Origin of the sequence: Anaerocolumna sp. AGMB13025 (genome assembly GCF_029689925.1) — a bacterium.
Classification (GTDB): Bacteria; Bacillota; Clostridia; order Lachnospirales; family Lachnospiraceae; genus Anaerocolumna.
In genome coordinates, this window is the sequence record NZ_CP121445.1 from 981,777 (window position 1) to 1,003,357 (window position 21,581).

The 21,581-nt window shown below is 35.7% G+C and carries 17 protein-coding genes; 14 read left to right on the forward strand and 3 right to left on the reverse strand.

Features of this window, described 5'->3' with window-relative positions:
• Window positions 1–96 precede the first annotated feature (96 nt).
• The 3 genes from QA584_RS04130 (at window position 97) to QA584_RS04140 (ending at window position 3,599) form a co-directional block, all read left to right on the forward strand.
• A complete protein-coding gene (locus tag QA584_RS04130) occupies window positions 97–2,325 on the forward strand; it encodes a methyl-accepting chemotaxis protein (RefSeq protein ID WP_278273237.1) in 2,229 nt (742 codons plus the stop codon).
• A 150-nt stretch (window positions 2,326–2,475) separates the two neighbouring features.
• A complete protein-coding gene (locus QA584_RS04135; RefSeq protein WP_278273238.1) occupies window positions 2,476–2,694 on the forward strand; it encodes a small, acid-soluble spore protein, alpha/beta type in 219 nt (72 codons plus the stop codon).
• The gene (locus QA584_RS04140; protein ID WP_278273239.1) at window positions 2,691–3,599 is read left to right on the forward strand and encodes a diacylglycerol/lipid kinase family protein; all 909 of its coding nucleotides are present in this window, start codon (window positions 2,691–2,693) and stop codon (window positions 3,597–3,599) included. Before QA584_RS04135 ends, QA584_RS04140 begins: the two co-directional genes overlap by 4 nt.
• 482 nt (window positions 3,600–4,081) lie before the next feature.
• On the opposite strand, the gene QA584_RS04145 is transcribed toward QA584_RS04140, so the two are convergent.
• Window positions 4,082–5,242 (reverse strand): ROK family transcriptional regulator, encoded by a 1,161-nt coding sequence (locus QA584_RS04145; RefSeq protein ID WP_278273240.1) that lies wholly within the window; start codon window positions 5,240–5,242, stop codon window positions 4,082–4,084.
• A 197-nt stretch (window positions 5,243–5,439) separates the two neighbouring features.
• Between QA584_RS04145 and xylA the strand changes: the two genes are divergently transcribed.
• The 4 genes from xylA (at window position 5,440) to QA584_RS04165 (ending at window position 12,495) form a co-directional block, all read left to right on the forward strand.
• A complete protein-coding gene (xylA, locus tag QA584_RS04150; RefSeq protein WP_278273241.1) occupies window positions 5,440–6,759 on the forward strand; it encodes a xylose isomerase in 1,320 nt (439 codons plus the stop codon).
• Between the two features lie 203 nt (window positions 6,760–6,962).
• Entirely contained in the window at window positions 6,963–8,435 is a 1,473-nt protein-coding gene (gene xylB / locus QA584_RS04155; protein WP_278273242.1) for a xylulokinase, read from the forward strand.
• 376 nt (window positions 8,436–8,811) lie between these two features.
• A complete protein-coding gene (locus tag QA584_RS04160; RefSeq protein ID WP_278273243.1) occupies window positions 8,812–9,825 on the forward strand; it encodes a PDDEXK nuclease domain-containing protein in 1,014 nt (337 codons plus the stop codon).
• Between the two features lie 279 nt (window positions 9,826–10,104).
• Entirely contained in the window at window positions 10,105–12,495 is a 2,391-nt protein-coding gene (locus QA584_RS04165; RefSeq protein ID WP_278273244.1) for a hypothetical protein, read from the forward strand.
• A 14-nt stretch (window positions 12,496–12,509) separates the two neighbouring features.
• Here the strand turns inward: QA584_RS04165 and QA584_RS04170 are convergent, their stop codons facing one another.
• Together QA584_RS04170 and QA584_RS04175 are read right to left on the reverse strand one after the other, a co-directional pair.
• Complete coding sequence (locus QA584_RS04170; RefSeq protein ID WP_278273245.1) at window positions 12,510–14,159, reverse strand: GNAT family N-acetyltransferase; 1,650 nt, start codon at window positions 14,157–14,159, stop codon at window positions 12,510–12,512.
• Window positions 14,160–14,318: 159 nt separating this feature from the next.
• Window positions 14,319–15,242, reverse strand: a complete 924-nt coding sequence (locus QA584_RS04175; protein WP_278273246.1) for a tyrosine-type recombinase/integrase — start codon at window positions 15,240–15,242, stop codon at window positions 14,319–14,321.
• A 301-nt stretch (window positions 15,243–15,543) separates the two neighbouring features.
• On the opposite strand from QA584_RS04175, the gene QA584_RS04180 reads away from it, so the two are divergent.
• The 7 genes from QA584_RS04180 (at window position 15,544) to hslO (ending at window position 21,535) form a co-directional block, all read left to right on the forward strand.
• Window positions 15,544–15,843, forward strand: coding sequence for a hypothetical protein (locus tag QA584_RS04180; protein ID WP_278273247.1), 300 nt, complete (start codon window positions 15,544–15,546; stop codon window positions 15,841–15,843).
• Window positions 15,844–16,102: 259 nt separating this feature from the next.
• A complete protein-coding gene (locus QA584_RS04185) occupies window positions 16,103–16,330 on the forward strand; it encodes a GntR family transcriptional regulator (protein ID WP_278273248.1) in 228 nt (75 codons plus the stop codon).
• Window positions 16,331–16,595: 265 nt separating this feature from the next.
• Window positions 16,596–17,195, forward strand: a complete 600-nt coding sequence (locus QA584_RS04190; RefSeq protein WP_278273249.1) for a TVP38/TMEM64 family protein — start codon at window positions 16,596–16,598, stop codon at window positions 17,193–17,195.
• A 40-nt stretch (window positions 17,196–17,235) separates the two neighbouring features.
• On the forward strand, window positions 17,236–18,291 hold the full coding sequence (locus QA584_RS04195; protein WP_278273250.1) for a glycosyltransferase: 1,056 nt from the start codon (window positions 17,236–17,238) through the stop codon (window positions 18,289–18,291).
• A 412-nt stretch (window positions 18,292–18,703) separates the two neighbouring features.
• Window positions 18,704–19,477: a phosphoribosylformimino-5-aminoimidazole carboxamide ribotide isomerase gene (gene hisA, locus QA584_RS04200; protein WP_278273251.1), complete on the forward strand. Its 774-nt coding sequence runs from the start codon at window positions 18,704–18,706 to the stop codon at window positions 19,475–19,477.
• A gap of 51 nt (window positions 19,478–19,528) precedes the next feature.
• Window positions 19,529–20,617, forward strand: coding sequence for a methyltransferase domain-containing protein (locus QA584_RS28805; protein ID WP_331487834.1), 1,089 nt, complete (start codon window positions 19,529–19,531; stop codon window positions 20,615–20,617).
• A 39-nt stretch (window positions 20,618–20,656) separates the two neighbouring features.
• Entirely contained in the window at window positions 20,657–21,535 is an 879-nt protein-coding gene (hslO, locus tag QA584_RS04210) for an Hsp33 family molecular chaperone HslO (RefSeq protein ID WP_278273252.1), read from the forward strand.
• Window positions 21,536–21,581: the final 46 nt, after the last annotated feature.

Here is a 21,581-nt window from a genome sequence, read left to right on the forward strand (position 1 = left end):
TGCATTTTATATTGCTTATTAAGCAAATGTTATAAAATTGTCTAAGAAAAGTTATTCAATATGACCTACCAAGGGGATGCAGGAGGATCAATAAAAGTGAAAAAAAATACTGATTCATCAATGGGGAATGAGAACAAAAAGAAATTAAATGATTTTATGAAGGCAGAGAAAAAGAAAGAAGCATTAGAGGAAAAAGCGAAAAAGAAACTGGAAAAAGAAAAGAAAAAACTGGAAGAAAAATCAAAACAAGCGAAAGAAAAGACGGAAAAAGTAAAATCAGAGTTAAAGGAAAGAAAAAGAATCTTTGATCAATTAAAGGGAATCCGGATTAAAATACTTGGTGCTTTCTTTGTTCCGGTTATTTTATTGGCTGTGTTTGGAGTAGTATCCTACCAGCAATCATCCAAAGCAATCATTACAAATTATGAAAAAAGTACTACTGATACCCTGAATGCAGTCAGCAAATATCTTGGACTCGGGTTTAAGTCCGTACAGGATAAAGCCATTGAATTTTCGCTCAGTAATACGGTTGAGAATTATTACAGAAGGGTGAATGAAAAGGATACCCTTGATAATGTAACTGCGTTAAGGCAGCTACAGGAAGAAGTCATTGTTATCAGGGAAACCAATAAGTTTATTAACGCAATACATATTATGGCTGGTGTAGGAACCCCGGTTTCAACATTTGCAACCCCGCCTAAGGATTTATTCAAACAATATACCGCGACGGACGAAGCAAAGAAGATTATGGAATCTTCCTCACGAAATGTTTGGGTAGGTACCCATGATGCTATGGACGAACAGTTAAAGATGAGTAAAGATGAATATTCTATGGCGCTGGTAAGTAAATTGTCTTATAGCAGCGGTCTGATCATGATGGATGTGTCCATGGAAGAAGTCATGAACGTACTTAAGGATATCGATACTGCTGACGGAAGTATTATCGGCTTTGTAACGGCAGATGGCAGAGAAGAATTAACAGATGAGAATTTAAAGGATGTTTATACAGATACGAAGTACTACAAAGACGCCGTAGCCAGTGAAGAACCCAGTGATTATACCTATGTGGACTATAACGGTGAGAAGTATCTGTTCCTTTACAGCAAAGTAGGTGATACCGGTTCTATGGTATGTGCTCTGGTTCCTAAAGCAGAGATATTAAAACAGTCTAGAGCAATTAGAGATTTAAGTATGATATTTATCACGGTTGCCAGCATCCTTGCAATTTTATTAGGTACCATAATTGCGAGTGGAATCGGTAATGCAATTGCCAAACTTGTTAAATCCATATCTTTGGCAGCGCGTGGTGACTTAACTGCTAAATTCAGTACGAAACGTAAGGATGAATTCAAGGTGTTATCCGACGGTCTTGCCGATATGACGTCTGGTATGAGCAACTTAATTGGTGAAGTTGCGGGTGTAGGTACCAAGGTAACAGAATCTGCGGATCTGTTATCAGTAACTTCGGAAAAGATTCTGGGTGCAACCAAGGATATTTCCTTTACCATTGATGAAATAGAAAAAGGTGTGGTTCAGCAGGCAGAAGATACCGAACACTGCTTAGGACAGATGGCTAATCTCTCCGATAAGATCAATCAGGTATACAGCAGTACTTATGAAATTGAGAAGATTGCCAATAATACAAAGGGTATTGTCGGAGACGGCTTAATCATAATCGATGAATTAAATGATAAATCCAAAGCCACCACAGATGTAACCCAGGTGGTAATCAAGGATATCGAAGCTCTGGAAGTACAGTCACGTAACATTGGTAATTTCGTTGGTATCATCAATGAAATTGCTTCCCAGACAAACTTACTTTCCTTAAATGCTTCCATAGAGGCAGCAAGAGCCGGTGATGCAGGACGTGGCTTTGCAGTTGTAGCCGATGAAATCCGTAAGTTAGCAGACCAGTCTATTCAGGCAGCCAGCCAGATTCAAGGTATCGTAACTGAAATCCAGAATAAGACCCAGGGTACCGTAGTATCTGCAAAACAGGCGGAAAATATTGTAGAATCCCAGACGGAATCTTTAACGAAGACCATTAAGGTATTTGAAGATATCAATAAACATGTCGGCAGCCTGGTTACGAACCTGGATAACATATCCATCGGCATCAAAGGTATTGAAACGGCGAAAGAAGTCAGCATGGATGCAATCCGTAATATTTCAGCAGTTGCCCAGCAAACCGCAGCAGCGTCCGAAGAGGTTAGCGCAACCGCTAACGGACAGATCAGTTCTGTTGAAAACTTAAGCAGTTCTGCTCTGGAACTTGCAGGGGATGCCAAGAAACTGGAACAGGCAATACAATTATTTAAAATTTAATTAAATAAGTTTAGCAGCAAAGGTATGAAATAAATATATCAGGCTACACTTTATATAGAATGCTAAACAGGGGACTGTTTCACTACGAAAGATTAATTTGTAATGAAAACAGTCCCTTGTTAAAATCTAGAAAGGGTGTATAATATTATTATGAGTACGAAAAAAGCAGCACAGGAACCAATCAATTTAAGTGATTTAAAACCAGATGAAAAATTAAAATATGAAATAGCAACGGAACTAGGACTTTTAGATAAGGTAATGAGCGATGGCTGGAAATCCTTATCTGCGAAAGAAACCGGTCGCATTGGTGGTATTATGACGAAAAGAAAGAAACAAAAGCAAATGGAGGGGATAAATAAATTATCATGAAAAAAAAGCTATTGTTTATCTATAATCCACTTGCCGGTAAAAGTAAAATTAAAAACTGGTTGTCAAGTATCATTGAGTATTTCGTGAAAAGCGGTTACGAAGTGGTTATTTATGCAACGGGCGGCAGGAAGGATGCTAAAAATATTGTAATGGATTGCTTAAGCCGTGAGGAATATGATTTGGTGGTATGTTCCGGCGGTGACGGAACCCTGAATGAGATTATAAGCGGAATTATGCACAGCGATCAAAAGCCGAGTATTGGCTATATACCTTCTGGAACTACCAATGATTTTGCCTATAATCTGAAACTGCCTAAAAATTTACCCAAAGCTGCGAAAGTAGTATTAAATGGCGAAGCATTTCCATGTGATGTCGGACTGGTTAATGGGGAATACTTTACATATACTGCGGCATTTGGACTTTTTACCGATGCCTCTTATGAAACCCCCCAGACCAGCAAGAATATGCTAGGCAGACTGGCTTATATTTTGGAAGGTGTAAAGAGATTACCCAACTGGAAATCCTATCACATGGATATAACCTGTGGTGACCGGGTTATTTCCGATAACTTTATCTATGGTATGGTGGCAAATTCCATATCGGTGGGCGGTATTAAGGGACTGACAGGTAAGGATGTTAGACTAGATGATGGGATGTTTGAAGGAATCTTTATTAAGATGCCGCAAAATGTACTGGATTTTCAAGGAATTATCAATGATCTGCTTAAAGGCAATTTAAACAGTGATCATATCTTTTCCTTTCCTGTGAAGGAAATCCTCCTGGTTTCGGAAGAATCAGTTCCCTGGTCTATAGATGGCGAGTTCGGCGGGGAATTTAATACGGTTAACATTTCCAATGTCAGTCAGGCGGTGAAGATTATACGGAATAAGGAAGAAATCGTTTAAAAGGTGGATAAATCCTTTGAAGGTGAATAAATTCTTTGAAAGTGAATAAATCCTTTGATGGTGTATAAATTATTTGAAGGTGGATAAATTCTTTGAAGGTGGATAAATTCTTTGAAGATGGATAAATCGTTTGATAGATGGATAAATCATTTGAAAGGATTAAGAAGAAAGTAAAGATGTATTAACGATGTGTAAGTAATATAAGATCAAACTGTTATTAATGAAGCATTGTATAAAGACTTTTGAAGCGCAATATAAAATTAAAAGATTACGAGTTAAGAATAGTTTAAAATAATAAGGCACCAGTCAGCAATTTTAATTGATGGATATTCCATCTTATAAAATCGGCTTACCGGTGTCTTTTTTGTATAGATATGTAGTGTATTACTAATATAAAATGTATTATTTTTGGGATTCAGAGGAGAAGGGTCCAATGCGATAGGTAGTTTATACTTTAACTCTCGAATCCTAGTTTTTATCGATTAGAATAATTCATTATTCTGCAGTTTCAGTGTACCAATAGCCAGGAAGTTCTTAATCACAACACTGATACCGCCAAGTAGAATAGAGGAATCCTGCAGAGCAGAGGGCACAATGTGGGTAACACTGTTCATTTTGCTGTTTAAGGATTGCTCAATATGTCTTGTAAGCCCCGGAAAGAAACTGGTAAAGGAACTATTAATAATGACAATATCCGGATTATAGGCATTTAACACATTATTGATGCAGATAGACATATATTTGATAAACTTGTCCATAATATCAATAGCGTCTTTGTCTCCGGTCTGATACATGGAAGAGAGCAATTCAAAATCAACATCGGAATAGTCTTTTTTCTTAGCAAATTCTTTTAATAAAGCCCGTTCTGAAACATATTGCTCCAGGCAGCCATGATTGCCGCAGGGGCATTCTTTTCCGTCAACTTCGATGATGGTATGGCCGAATTCCCCGGCGCGTCCGTTGTAACCGGTATAGAGGGTATTATTAATGAGAATTCCAAGACCGATTCCGGAATGTACGCTGATATTGGCTATGTTGGGATAATCAAACATGAAAGTCTTTTCTCCCAGTACGGAAAGATTGGCTTCATTCTCCAAAAATATCGGTGCATGAAAGTGTTCCTCTAATTTTTTAGCTAAGTCGATGCCGGTCAAATCATAATAAGGTGTAAAGGAAACTTTATTATCATAAACAACCCCATGGATTCCCAAGGAGATTCCTACCAAACCATATGTAGTAGAAGTGCTTTGGGGTTTCATGGATTCAATTAAACTGCTTAAGACCTGTACAATATCTTCATGGGCTTTTGGTGTTTTGATTTGTTTCAGACTACAGTTCTCACCTTCTAAATCAGTCAGCAGAGCTGAGACGGTTTCGACACCGATATCAATACTAATCACATAGCCAGCCTTTTTGTTAAAGCTCAGTAAAATTGGTTTCCTTCCAAGATCGGTATCATCACTGCCGATTTCAATTACTAAATCCTTATTAATCAGGTCTTGGACAATGGTGGAAATCGTTGCTTTGGTCAGTCCGAGTTTTTTTGAAATGGCAGCTCTTGAGATGGGCTTTGAATTAATTATTGTTTCCAGCACAAGGGTGCTGTTAATGTCACGAATCAGTTCTTTGCTTCCTGTAACCATGTTATCCATCCTTATCTATGACAATAGAAAAACCTGTCATAATTAGTGTAAAATATAAAGTAATCATAACATAAAAAGGAGGCATTGAAAAGGGGGTTACAGAAAGAAGAATTCACCTTGACAAAGCCAAAAATTGTTGTTATATTTATAGTATCAACATTAGTTTAGTCAAAAAACTATATAGGAGGTTTGATTGTATGGCTTATTTTGAAGGTATAGGAAAAATCAATTATGAAGGCCCGGAAAGTAAAAATCCCCTGGCTTTTAAGTACTACAATCCGGATGAGGTTGTAGCGGGTAAAACCATGAAAGAACAGCTAAGATTTGCTATGTCTTATTGGCATACCTTTACACACATGGGCAGTGATCCTTTTGGTGTCGGGACGATAAAAAGACCCTGGGATCAGGCAGATTGTCCCATGGAAGTAGCAAAAGAAAGAGTACATGCTGCTTTTGAATTTATGGAAAAGATGCAGATTCCTTTCTTCTGTTTCCACGACAGGGACATTGCTCCGGAAGGAAAAGATCTGGAAGAAACCAATCAAAGACTGGATGAAATCGTTGCAGTTATAAAAGAAGAAATGGCACGTACCGGAATCAAGTGTTTATGGGGAACTACCAATGCCTTTAGCAATCCACGTTTTGTACATGGTGCAGGAACCTCTAGTAATGCCACAGTATTTGCTTATGCAGCAGCTCAGATTAAAAAGGCTATGGAGGTAACAAAGGAACTGGGTGGTTCTAATTATGTATTCTGGGGCGGAAGAGAAGGTTATGAAACCCTTCTGAATACCGATACCGGTCTGGAACTAGACAATATGGCAAGATTACTTAAGATGGCTTGTGACTATGCGGAAGAAATCGGCTTCACCGGTCAGTTCTTAATCGAGCCAAAGCCCAAGGAACCAACCAAACATCAGTATGATACCGATACTGCCACCGTGCTTTCTTTCCTTAGAAAATATAACTTAATCGATAAATTTAAATTAAACATTGAAGCGAACCACGCTTCCCTTGCTATGCACACCTTCCAGCATGAATTAAACCAGTGCCGCATCAATGGTGTCCTTGGAAGTGTTGATGCGAACCAGGGTGATGCAAACTTAGGCTGGGATACGGATCAATTCCCAACCAATATTTATGACACAACCTTAGCAATGTACGAAATCCTCTTAGCCGGCGGTCTTACAAAGGGCGGACTTAACTTTGACTCTAAAGTAAGGCGTGCTTCATTTGAAGAATCCGATTTGTTCTATGCTTATATTGCAGGTATGGATGCATTTGCAAGAGGTCTTAAAGTTGCTGCAAAGTTAATTGAAGATAAGGTATTTGAAAACTTTATCGCGAACCGTTATGCAAGTTATACGGAAGGTATTGGCAAAGACATCGTGGAAGGCAAAGTTGGCTTTAAGGAATTAGAAGCTTATGCACTAAAGAACGGTGTTGCGCCTAATGTTTCCGGAAGACAGGAACTTCTGGAATCTATTCTTAATCAGTATATCATTGAAACGAAATAAACTTGTAAGAATAACTGTGTTAAAATAATTGAGTTAAAAATTTTATGTGGATTTGTGAAATCTGAACTTAATTCTGTTTATAGTCAGAATAAAAGATAATAGCTTAAGCCGGCATAACCGGAATATACTTTCGGCTGTGCCGCAGAAGCTATTTATACTTATGGTACGAAGCATGATAGAAGCATTCGGGAAAGAGGTTTAACATGTTATATATTGGTGTGGATTTAGGAACATCTTCAGTAAAATTGCTTTTAATGGATGAAAGCGGAGATATTAAAAGTATTGTAACAAGAGAATATCCTTTATATTTTCCTCAGCCGGGCTGGTCTGAACAAAATCCGGAGGACTGGTTCTCTGCTTTAACAGACGGCATTAAGGAATTGACAAAGGATTGTGATAAAACCACCGTTGATGGTATCAGTTTCAGCGGTCAGATGCATGGTATGGTAATCCTTGATGAGGAGGATAAAGTCATCCGTCCTGCAATTCTTTGGAATGACGGACGTACCCAGGCAGAATGCGATTATCTGAATAACGAAATCGGCAGGGATAAGATATCTGCTTATACCGGTAACATGGCATTAACCGGCTTTACAGCGCCAAAGCTGTTGTGGGTTAAAAAACATGAACCGGAGAATTTTGCAAAAATTAAGAAAGTTATGCTGCCAAAGGATTATGCAGCCTATTGTTTATCCGGTGTTCACTGCACCGACGTATCCGATGCGTCTGGTATGTTATTACTGGATGTTAAGAATAAATGCTGGTCTAAAGAAATGCTTGATATTATCGGCTTAAAAGAAGAACAGCTGGCTAAAGTATATGAAAGCTATGAAGTAGTCGGTACTCTGAAAAAAGATATAGCCAAAGAGTTAGGTCTGCCGGAAAGCGTGAAAGTAATTGCCGGCGGCGGAGATCAGGCAGTAGCCGCAGTAGGTACCGGAACCGTAGGAGAGGGTATGTGCAATGTATCCCTTGGAACCTCCGGCGTAGTATTTATTGCCAGCAAAGAATATGCAGAAGTAGATCAGAATGCCCTTCACGTATTTGCCCACGCAGACGGTAAATATCATTTTATGGGTGTTATGTTATCCGCAGCCGCTTCCAACAAATGGTGGCAGGATGAAATTATTGGAACCAAGGAATATAAAAAGGAAGAAGCTGCTATCACAAAGCTTGGAGATAACAATGTATATTTCCTTCCATACCTGATGGGAGAAAGAACTCCCCACAATAACCCCAATGCCAGAGGTACCTTTATCGGTATGACCATGGATACCACCCGTGCCGATATGACCCAGGCTATGTTAGAAGGTGTAGCCTTTGCACTTCGTGATTCCTTTGAAATCACCAAGAAATTAGGTGTAAACATAGACCGTATCCGTATTAACGGCGGCGGTGCAAAAAGTCCTTTATGGTGCAAGATCATTGCTGATGTCCTGAATGTAAAAGTTGATAAAATCAACAGTGCGGAAGGACCTGCCTTTGGAGCTGCCATCTTAGCTGCCGTAGGCTGCGGTAAATATGCATCCGTAGAAGAAGCTGCCGGAAAGCTGATTAAGGTAATTGAAACGACGGAACAAGATCCTGTGATTGTTGCTAAGTATAATAAGAAGTATGATATATTTAAGGATTTATATCCTACGCTTAAGACTATGTTTGATAGGATTGCGGAGTAAAATGTACGGATCTTGTCTTTATAGATAAGAATATTTATATGAAAATTGAAATATAGAAAATTTGAGAAAGCAGTATGTTTATAAGTAGTCCTTGGTGGGCGACTTTGGCATACTGCTTTTTGAGAAATTTTTTACGATCCCAAGTAGTAATCGTGTGATATAATATTGACATATAAATATATATTTTTATTTATAGACATCATCAGCGAATTTTTACTGTAGGTTTATAGTATTTCTAACAATACATAGATTAATAGACTAAAAGTTATTATTAATTTATTATTGTATAAAATATGGTCTGTATAGGTAGAGGAGATTTATTTACTGTATTAGCATCAGCACTAGTTAAATTTAAATAGGAAAAGAAGGTATTAAAATGGCAAATGATTTAATGAATCCACTAGTACATGAAATAAAAAATATTCTTGAGACTGCTCGCAATAACATAGCAAAAGAAGTCAATACAGAACTACTTATTTCATATTGGAAAATTGGTGAAATTATAGTTCTATATGAGCAAAATGAAAATATTCGTGCAGAATATGGAGTAAAGACGTTAAAAATACTATCAAAAGAATTGACAAAAGAATTGGGAAGAGGATTTTCAGTTTCAAATCTTCAATTCATGAGAAGATTTTATCAAGAATATGAAATTCAACAGACAGTGTCTGTTAAATTAAGTTGGTCTCATTATTGCGAATTACTCATTATTTCAAATAAAGACAAAAGAAGCTTTTATGAAAAAGAAGCAATTAATTCGAAATGGTCAGTTAGGGAATTAAAACGACAAATTGACACATCGCTGTATGAGAGACTGTTGCTATCCAAAGGTGATGTCAATAAAGCAGAAGTACTCAAACTGGCTACGAAAGGAATAGAATTGGCGAAACCTGCCGATATGATAAAAGACCCGTATGTATTTGAGTTTTTAGGTTTACCAGAGGATAAACCTCTCATGGAAAATGATTTAGAAGAAGCACTTGTAAGGCAGATTGAAAGGTTTTTATTAGAACTTGGACGTGGTTTTATGTTTGTAGGCACTCAGCAAAGAGTTACAATAAATAACATTCATTATTATGTGGATATGGTATTTTATAATAAGCCACTTAAATCATATGTTTTGATTGAACTTAAAACTACAAAATTAATGCCAGAGGCTGCCGGACAACTTAACATGTATCTGAATTATTACGAACGAGAAGTAAATGACGAGGATGACAATAAACCAATTGGTATTATTCTATGTACTGATAAAGATTCATTAACGGCAGAATATGCTCTTGGTGGGTTGTCAAACAATATTTTTGCTTCAAAGTATACTTATTACATTCCCGATAAGGAACAGCTAATTGCGGAAGTTGAAAAGATAATTAAGAAGTTAGAGATTTAGAAATTAGAAAATAGCATTCAGGATTTTCTTGGATACTTAGAAACAGCATCTTATGAATGTCAAAATGTGGGTTTATAAATCTAGTTACAGTAGTACCAATAATATGTTTTTTTATAATATGACAAAATATTCCCAAATTATTAAAAAATTGTTTTTATTTGTAATTAAATTTGATATAATGAATAAAGGATAATCTGGTATTATCCTTTATTCATTACTGCTTATAAAATAATAAGTTATTATTGTTTTTTATATATTAAGGTTGCAGGGGGTATGAGAGTGATTATTGAAAAGATATGTATTGTAAAAAGGCGTGACCGGATTTTAGCATCTCTCCTTTCTGGTCTGATCATAATTGTTGTGCTAGCGGTTTTTGTTTGTACCTTTATTTTTAAAGATACCATTGACAGCGATACAAGAGTATCTCTCTTTTTCATTTTCAGATTAATTTTAGGAATCATTGGTACAGCTTCAGTGTTCGATCTCATTTCGCTATTTAATCAAAACTCATCAGTAGGTCTTAGAATCGTTAGTTTTTTTGCTTCAAGAAGAAAGACGCAAAAGTATCTGGTGTTATCGCCGGATAGAAATCAAATCCAGCAGAACTTATGTGAGGGGATTTATGGTAAACAAGATATTAATTCGTTTGTGTATATTTATGGATTTCCAAATCGTGGAAAGACTACTGCCGCTTTCTTCTTGTTGGAAGGAGTTTTTTTGAATCGTGTAAAAGATGTAACTCAATTTAAGAATATTGTGTTTATTAATTGCGCCAATAAAAAGGATGATATTTTTTCATTTTTCAAATCTACAGACAGCACCTCGAGATTAAGGGAGTTTGAAAATTCTCTAATAGTGCTTGATAATGTAGAACAATTAGGACAAAGGTTTATTGAGATAAATAATGAACTTTTTAGCTCTGCAAACAATATGTTCGTTTTAATAGAGGATAGTGACAATGGACGACCATTTGTAGATTTCCAGTTATTGCAGGCAGCTAAAGTGTTCGATTTCAATAATAGTCTGATTGATACCATTTCACAAGATGATATTCACCCACTAATTAAGCATCTCTCACCAAAAGATAAAGAAATATTTTTTGCAATATATTTTACAATATTATCAAACACATTTGTGGAGATTGATTTTATTTGTAAGATATTGAATGTAAAGAGAAAAGAGATAAGCAAATGTTTGAAATATATACGTAAAGCAAACATATTCCTGCCATTTCCCTTTAACACGAATTATATTTACTGCATTTGTGAACAATCGTTGCTGATGGAGATAGAGAAGTTCTATGTCTATGATGATGAATATAATAAGATACTGGATATTTTTGTACAATCGAAGTATGTTGAGGAAGAAATCCGATGGATTTGCTTTGTAAAAAGTAACCCAAATGCAATTAAACAAGTGGATGAAAAGATACGTTTAAAATTGTTTAGTGAAGCTTTAATGAACGGTAGATATAAACCACTATATCAATCATTGGAGCGTGCCATCTTTCTTCAACCAGAAAAAAAACAACTCTTTATCTATGAATGCGGTATTTTAAACTTTCATATGGGAAATCATAAGATCTCTGCTGAAATGTTCCAAAAGATGCTAGAGAATATGAAAGGAAATAAAAGTAAGGAAGCCATCCTACATATTATTGAGAGTAGCCATGGTAGTAGCAATTCGCGAGTAATGAATAATATACTTAAATATATTGTTGATATGAAAAAAGAAGAAACTTTATATTCATTATATGCAACATACTGGGAAATACATATAGCGACAGAAAAAGGGATATTTAATTATTCCGACCTGAAAAAAATCCGTAAAGATCTTCAACATTATTCAACGGTTGAAAACGTTCATCTTCACAATGAAATCATAAAACGATGCTATACCGATGAGATTAGATGTTATCACATTCTAGGGATTGAACTTCCGGAATCTCTGATAAAAAATTTCATTAGCTTTCTTAGAGACCAAGGAGAAGCTCTTTATGATTATTACTACAATTTATATATAAAAGCAAGTTCTATCCATTATATAGAAATTCCAAACTGTTCACAAGAAGAATCTGATACTATAGCATTGGAGCTGATAGGGAAAGCAAAGGAGTACTATAGACGAGCCAATGATTCCCTATCATCAGATGAAAAATCCAGACGGGCCTCACTTGTTAAACAATCAGAGTTGGATATGATTTCCGTTGGTTGCGATGTTGGTCCAATCCTTTGTCAGATAGATGAATTCCTTATGCATTCTCAAGCTAACAATGTAGATGTGCACGAAGCATTTTGTCATACATTACTCGCAAAGATAAAGATTGCTGACGGAAGAAATATATCGAATCAATACGGTATTAATCTAAGCTCTCATACAATGGATGAGGTCAAAAAACACTTTGACACTGCTAAAGAAATATATTCCAAGTACCATAATAGATATGGCATATTCAGAATAAACTTTTTGGAATTACTTTTTAAACTCTACCAATTTCCAGTTGATCAATTGCGACTGCTTACAGAATTAAAGCAGTTAATTTCTGATAATCCGGAATACATAAAAGAGAAAAAGATAGTTGATCGTATTGAAGAGAGAAAAAAAACGAACCAAGGAATGACTATGCTGCTGTATTGGATATTAAGATCTTATCCAATTATTCTTCAATAAATATAGCTTTCTTATTATGATGCTGATTTTTTAACGATTTGAATCAGTTTTATTGCTCTTTTGCTGATTGAAGGGGTGACTGGACCATGATACGCATTAGCCATAATAGTGGCTAATTCTTTTACATGGGCAGGTCTCAACCCCATTCTGACGGCAGCGCTAGTACCTACCCGCAGTCCGAAACCAAGGTCGTATGGCAACTGTCTGTAATTACAAAGGATATGTAAAGTTTGTAGCTTGAGATAGTATTTATAGCTAAGTTCTTTGTCGTCACACAATATCCAAACATGCAAAGTCCGAGGCTCTACTCCCGAAGTTTGTACCACAGGTACTTTCATTTGTAGGAGATAATATTCCAACAACCGCGAGCATTCAATATTCAAGCTACTGTATGATATAAACTCATCTTCATTCAGAAGAGGGATAATTGAGTTTGCAATATGCATGGGGTGAGTATTCGAAATATATGTTTTAGCATCTCTTAGATAGTTTTCCCATATTTCCCCATCTTTCTTCACAGCAATAATACCTTTTTGTGGACCTGGGTAATTTTTATGCAGCGTCGACACAATCATATCAAATCCCATGTCAAAAGGAGATATATATTGTTCCAATAATATTTGAGTTAAATATTGGGAAGCATCAAAGATTTTATAAATATCTGTATAGTCTTTTAGCCATGAAAAATCCTCGTATAGCAAACCTTCGCTTCTGTCTACGAAAATGTAATTCGGTTTTGTCTCATTGATTAGAAGCCTAGTTTGTTGTTTATCCACACGTAATTTCTTCTTATCAGGAACCATCTGGATTACCTTTGCTCCTAAGTTACAAAGGATTTGTTCTGTTGAAAAATGTCCTCCACAGATTTCAGGCAATAACATAACCGTGTCTCCAGGGCTTAAAATACATAAAAAAAGTATAAGATGAGCGTTCAAACCTGCAAGTGTTTTTAAGTCCACATCATAGGCATTGAGCCTCTTTTTCCATTCCTGTTTAATATATTCAAAGAATTCTATATATTCGTTTCTTCCTGCAAAAATCACCTTATCATTGATATCCTTTAGTCTTTCGCTTACATATAATCCTTCAAAAAAGTGGGTATCATACATTTTATTATAAAAAGGAATATTTTCTGTCGGATTTAGAATAATAGAATTCTCATAAGCTAGTGACAGCTGTTTCAATTTAAAGTTATAAATGTAATCAGGCGTTAAATCCCGCTTAAAAAAAATATCAGCACTGCTATTGTTATATTGCTTAGTTGGTGAGAATTCAAACACATCCATTAAATGTTGAACGGCAATTCCTCTTTCCATAACAGCTATTTTCAGTTGGGATGCATTTTGTTTTATAGCATATTCTATTGCCAAGGTAATGAGCTTTTTACCGTATCCTTTGTTCTGTATCTTTTTTAAAACAAATAACCTGCGAATCTCAAAAAAATTACCCAGATTTCTCAAGGCAATTGTTCCATAGATTTTTTCGCTTTGATCAACAATACACCAGAAGCAACCCTTATCCAGATAACTACCCTTTATATCACATAGATCCTTGTCTTTCTCATGCAAAGATAAATACCGTTGATCCTCTTTAAATGCTTTTTTGAAAAAAACAAGTAAAGCATTCTGCATCCTGCTTTCGTATTTAATAATTTGTAAAATCAACTTTGCCCCTCACAATCTTTGTATATAAAGCAATTTATTTTTCCATTATCTTATAATGAATAAAAGATAATACCAGATTATCCTTTATTTATAGAAGAGCTGATAATTTACTAATGCCAGTATCATAAATACGCAATTTTTTTAGTGATTATATGTGGGTTAATTAAAATGTATAGCATTCCTCGGATGCTTTTTTGTCAAAATATTTTTCTGTTTGGCCATAGTGACATGGGTATAAATTTGAGTTATATTTATGGAACTATGCCCTAACATTTCTTGAATATAACGGATATCAACATCTTCTTCTAGAAGATAAGTAGCAAATGAATGTCTAAACATATGTGGTGTAATATGTAACTCAATAGCTGCTAACTTAGCGTATTTATCTATCATATATCGCACGGATTGTTCTGAGAGGCGATTATTTATTCGATTAATAAAAAAATATTTGGAAGTTATATGTTCTTCTTTAAAATATCTTTGGTAATTTTCTAAAGCTAATATTACATCATCATTGCCGATTTGAATTCGTCGTTCTTTTGACCCCTTACCATTTATTAATACATGTCTTTCTATAAAATCAATATCAGACTTCTTTAAAGAACAAAGTTCTGAAATCCTTATTCCAGTTGCGAAAAGGAGTTCTATGACTGCAATGTCACGAGATATACATTTTGCTTGAAATGAGGTAGTGACTAATTTCTCCTGTTTGTATAATGTAAATAAAAAGCTTTCAATTATATGTAAGGGTATCACTTTGGGCAAAACTATTGGTTCGCGAAATTTTATTTGTAATTTGTTAAAAGGGTTTATAAGAATAACATCTTTGTATTCTAAGTAATGAAAAAAGGCTTTTACACTAGCTATTTTCCGTCTTACAGTTTTAGGTTTATAGGACTGATGCAGAGTAGAGACGAAATCCTCTATAGAATCAGGTTTAATAGATTTAGAAAAATCATTTAACTGATAATCAGAAAATTGTGTTAAATCAATTTTATAAGCCTTGATAGTTTTACTATCTAATCTTTTTTGATTGTTACAGAATAATAAGTACTCAGAAATAATGGTTTGTAAATTTTTCATTTGTGTTATGCTCCTTGTTGTTATGATTATATTTTATCAGATATAAAGGAGTTGAAAAGATATATAATTAAAATGTATTTCTGAAGGATTTCTATTATATTTGAATAATTTATCGTTGAAACAGACATTTCTAATCAGCCTAAAACAGGGAGTTATATTAACATCAAATTTATGACTGGTTCCTACCCGGGAACTTTTTATAGATGTATTTTATGATATGATACCTCACATACAACAAAAAACAGAAGAGTATTAGTGGTAGTATCAGCAAGTGATCTTGCGATATGCGATGGGGGTAAATATGGAGCATAAGGAATTTAATGATGTGTTAAAAAGAGTACTGATGGAACTAAAGGAAAAAACGCTTAACAATCTCCTTAAAAATGACTTAAATTATCAGGCGGTCTCTGAACAACAGGATATAGCTGAAAGGGATTACCTAAATCTAACTTTAACAAAAGAGCAGCGTGAAATCATAGAAGCTCTTTTGTTATGGACAGACATCAGCAATGCAGAATATAGCTCACTGAGCTACTTAGCCGGATTATATGATGGTTACAAACTAGCACAACTATTTCAACAAGGTGTTCCCAAAAAATAAATTTACATATTCTTGAAGAAAAAATAAGAAGTAAGTCGTTATATAAAAGAGAAATAAAAAAAATAAATAATACACTATAATATTTCTAAAGTATTTTATTAAAAGATATTGACATAAATATGAAGTTAGTGTACTATTTAACTAGTTTACTGGTAACAAAGTAAACCACTGAAATAACTAATCGAAATTGCAAGAGAAGAAATACAGTGTTTTTGTAATTTATAACAAGAATTTGTATCGAATGGAAAGGAGGATGTGAATGGAGTTTAGTAATAATATACCGATCTATATACAAGTTATTAATGAAATAAAAAAAGATATGGTAAACGGTGTAGTAGCACTTGGTGAAAAACTACCTTCTGGAAGGGAACTGGCTTTTAAATATAAAATTAATCCCAATACCGCAAACCGTATATACAAAGAAATGGAATCCGAAGAAATTCACAAAAAGAGGTCTGGGGACCTATGTAACGGAGGATGTGAATAAATTGAAGTTATATATAACAGCAGGGCAAATAAATTTTATAAAAACTTTATTATACTATAATAGACTGTTTATGAAAGCAAGTTAAACTATAGTAAAGTAGCTGTAAACAGGGAGGTTAATTTCAATAGGAGGTTATTTTAACAGCAGATTACTTTCACAAGAGGTTACTTTAATAGAAGTTTACCATAGGTTATTCTAATCAACAGTCATTACCTGTAAAAAGTATTCTGTAAGAATAAAAACTGAAAGGACGGTGACACAGTCTATGGATATTAAAGTAGCGAAAAATAGATTAGTACATGTAAGTACCTGTATAGGTCTGTTGCTAATCGGTATTTTCCTATTTTGGGGTTATAAGAACGGATTATTCCAGTCAACGGAAACCTTTAAAAATTTTATTAATAGCTTTGGTATTTGGGCACCTTTAATCTTTTTACTGATACAGATTATTCAGGTGGTTGTGCCAATACTTCCCGGTGCGGTGGGCTGTGTTGCGGGTATTATAATCTTTGGCCCCTGGATGGGATTTGTTTATAACTATATTGGAATTTGTATCGGTTCAATAATCGTGTTCCTTCTCTCTAAAAAGTACGGTAGAAGGTTTGTAAGAGGGGCCATCGGAGAAAAATCTTTTGATAAATATATAGGATGGGTTGACCGGGGTAAGAAATTTGATATTATGTTTGCCTGCGCTATTTTCTTTCCCCTGGCACCGGATGATTTGTTATGTTATATTGCGGGTTTAACCAAAATGAAATTAATGAAATTTACAACTATTATTTTATTAGGAAAACCAATGTCAATCGCAATTTATAGTATGGGGCTGACGGAGATAGGAAAGTATCTGATTACCTTGATTCAATAATTGTACTTGATTGCAGCGAATGCGGCAGATAGGAGTTGTTATGAAAATTTTATTATATTCAGGTCATCTGAGACTTGTAGAAAAGAGTGGTGTAGGAAGAGCCATCTATCATCAGCAAGAGGCGCTTAAAGTAAATGAGGTTTCTTACACGACGGACAAAAAAGAAGAGTATGACATTATTCATATAAATACTATATTTCTGAGTTCTTTCTTTATGGCACTGGTTGCTAAGGCAAAAGGTAAAAAGATTGTATACCATGCACATTCCACGGAAGAGGATTTTAAAAATTCATTTCTCTGTTCCAATCTGCTTGCTCCCCTGTATAAAAAATGGATTATGAAATGTTATAACAGCGGCGACCTTATTGTTACCCCAACTCTGTATTCCAAAAACCTATTAGAGGGTTATGGACTGAAAAAGCCCATTGTAAGTATTTCTAATGGTATTGATTTGGAATACTATAAGAGGAATGAAGGGGATAGAAGTAAATTCCGGGAAAAGTACCATTTGAGGGAAGAGGATAAAGTAGTCATATCAGCCGGGTTATACATAGAACGGAAAGGTATTCTGGATTTTGTAGAACTGGCAAAGGCAATGCCAGACTATAAATTCATCTGGTTTGGCTATACCAATTTAAATACCGTATCAATCCGTGTAAAAAAGGCAGTAAAAACAAAACTTCCCAATCTGTTTTTTCCGGGGTATGTATGCAGAGAGGAGCTTCGGGAGGCTTACGCCGGAAGCGATCTATTTCTGTTCCTCACCCATGAGGAAACAGAAGGAATTGTATTATTAGAAGCCCTGGCCATGAAGACCCCGGTTTTAATCAGGGACATACCAATTTATGAAGAAAGCCTGGTTGATGGAAGGGATGTTTATAAGGGAAAAAATTTGTCACAATTTCAGCATAATATCCAGGGAATTATTAACGGGGAATTTCCTTCTTTAGTTGAACCTGGATATAAAGTTGTAAATGAGAGAAGTATAAAAGCAGTGGGAGCCCAACTGAAAGAGGAATATGCAAAGATGATGAAACGTAAGGAGAAGACTGAAACTAAAGTAAAAAGGATTTATCTTACTCAGAATAATCTATAACAGAATATACAATATCATATCAAAAGAATTAATATCAAAAGAATTAATATCAAAAGAATTAATATCAAAAGAATTAATATCAATAGATTAATATCAAAAGAATAGTATCAAAAGAATAATATCAAAAGAATTTAAAAAGTACAAATATACTGCGAACTAATCCACAGAAGAAATCAAGGGTTATGGATTCTGGTAAGAAGAATTGAAGTATAATAAAAATACCACTTTTCTGGTGAGAGCAAATAGGTTTCAGCTCATCGGAAAAGTGTTTTTTTGATAGCACGGATAAGTTCTAATTCTACTTTATATGAGGGAAATTTGTGAGAAATCCACCTATCTTGCGTATTCAGAACAAGTATGATAAGATAGAAGCCTAAAGTTAGCGCTAAGTCATAAGTTTACAGGAGACTATATGAAATTCAGACCTTGTATCGATATTCATAATGGAAGGGTAAAGCAGATTGTAGGCGGCAGCCTGTCCGATCAGGGCAGTATGGCGGTTGAGAATTTTATATCAGAGCAGGATGCATCCTTTTATGCGGCTTTATATAAAAATGATCATATTAAAGGAGGGCATATTATCCTCCTAAATCCTAATGGTACTGAGTATTACAGACAGGATTGCGAACAGGCTAAGAAAGCTCTGAGAGAATATCCGGGGGGATTACAGATTGGGGGAGGAATAACAGAGGAGAACGCGGCTGATTTTTTGAAAGACGGTGCTTCCCATGTAATTGTTACCTCCTATGTATTTAAAGACGGAATCATTCACTATGATAATCTGAAAAAACTGGTGAAAGCAGTGGGAAAGAATAGAGTAGTTCTGGATTTAAGCTGTCGTAAAAGTGAGGGAGAATATTTTATTGTAACCGATCGGTGGCAGAAGTTTACTACGGTAAGAGTTAATCTGGATACTTTAAATGCCCTGACGGATTATTGTGATGAATTTTTAGTCCATGCGGTAGACGTGGAAGGAAAATCCTCTGGAATTGAACAGGAATTAGTAAAAATCCTTGGGGATTGGGGAAAGATACCCATTACTTATGCAGGAGGAGTCGGAAGTTTTCAGGATTTAAGCCTTCTTAAAGAATTGGGACAGGACAAATTGGATGTTACAATTGGAAGTGCTCTGGACTTATTCGGAGGACCTATGAAATATACGGATGTAGTAAGTCAGTTAAGATAGACAGGAATTAGAAAACAGTAATATAGTAAGGCTGACAGAAAGTGAGTAAAAATGCAGGCTTATACTGGTTTTGCACAGGTTTATGATATATTTATGGATAATGTTCCCTATGATGCATGGACAGATTATCTCACCGGACTATTACAGGAGTACGGTGTGAAGGATGGTCTGGTTTTGGAACTTGGCTGCGGTACTGGTAAAGTTACCAGGAGGCTGGCCTTAAAGGGATATGATATGATAGGGATTGATCTCTCTGAGGAGATGCTTGAAATAGCCAGGGAGAAGGAATATGAAGAGGACTCCTGGTCAGAGGATTTGGAATCTTTTGATACTGAAAATAATACTGAAACACAAAATACATTCGAGTCATCTAATTCAGTGGCCAGTCAGAATATTAGAAACCCCATTCTGTATTTGCAGCAGGATATGCGTGAATTTGAATTGTATGGAACCGTTCATGCGGTGGTAAGTATCTGCGACAGCATGAATTATATTACCTCAGAGGAGGATTTGTTAAAAGTATTTAAGCTGGTCAACAATTACCTGGACCCTGGCGGTATCTTTATCTTTGATATGAATACGGAATATAAATATAAAAACCTCCTTGGTGATAGTACCATAGCAGAAAACAGGGAAGATTGCAGCTTTATATGGGAAAATTATTACGACGAAGCACAGCAGGTCAATGAATACAATATGACCATATTCGTTAAAATAGAGATAGAGGATGAAACAGACAACGAGGATACAGAGGACTATGAGCAAGTGGATGTATCTGAGAAAGACACCTATGATGCCGAGGATAAAGGAACTGTATCTGAGGAAGAAGACTATGATTTTGAAAACAGAAGTGTTGATTACTCAGACAACAGTAATAATTACTCAGGCAACAGTGATAATTATGCAGATACCGGATATAATCAAATCTTTACCCGTTTTCAGGAAACCCACTACCAGAAAGCTTATCCTATTGGCAAGGTAACCGAATTACTGGAAAAGGCAGGACTGGAATTTGTATCAGTATATGATGCCTTTACTAAAAACCCACCGAGTGATACCAGTGAGAGGATATATTTTATCGCGAAGGAAAAGTATCAGGAGAACAAGAAATATATCGAAGGAAATGAAAGAAGTAATTGAAAGAAGTAATTGCCGCTAATGCGGCAGATGGAGGTTATTATGTCAGATTATATAGTAAGAGCTACAGCAGCAAACAATCAGATCCGTGCTTTTGCGGCAACGACCAGGGAACTGGTAGAGTACGCAAGAAGCGTTCATAATACAAGCCCCGTTGCAACAGCAGCCCTGGGAAGATTATTAACGGCAGGTGCCATGATGGGCAGCATGATGAAAGGAACCAATGACCTTCTGACCCTGCAGATAAAATGCAACGGACCGATTCAGGGGCTTACCGTTACAGCAGATGCCAATGCCAATGTAAAAGGGTATGTATACGACCCCACGGTTATGCTGCCACCCAGTCCTCTGGGGAAACTTGATGTGGGCGGCGCATTGGGGGCAGGCGTTCTTAGTGTGATAAAAGACCTTGGGTTAAAGGACCCCTATGTGGGACAGACGGAATTAATCTCCGGTGAAATTGCAGAGGATATTACGTATTACTATGCGACCTCCGAACAGGTACCGTCCTCCGTTGCACTTGGAGTTTTAATGAATAAAGAAAATACGGTAAAGCGTTCCGGCGGATTTATAATTCAGTTAATGCCCTTTGCCGAAGAAGAAGTAATAAATAAGCTGGAGAAAAAAATCAGTGAGGTATCCTCTATAACGAAACTGTTAGATGCCGACCTTACCCCGGAGATGATCCTGGAACACATTTTAGGAGAGTTTGACCTTGAACTATTAGATACCATGCCCACTGCTTTTGCCTGCAACTGCTCCAAAGAACGGGTAGAAAAGGCCATTGTCAGTATTGGTAAGAAGGACATTCAGGAAATGATTGATGATAAGGAACCCATTGAGGTAAACTGCCATTTTTGTAATACGAAATATAACTTTTCGGTGGATGAATTAAAAGTTATATTGGAAAAGAGTAAATAAAGCATTTTTAACATCTTTATGAAAGTTTCATAATTTTTTATATAGG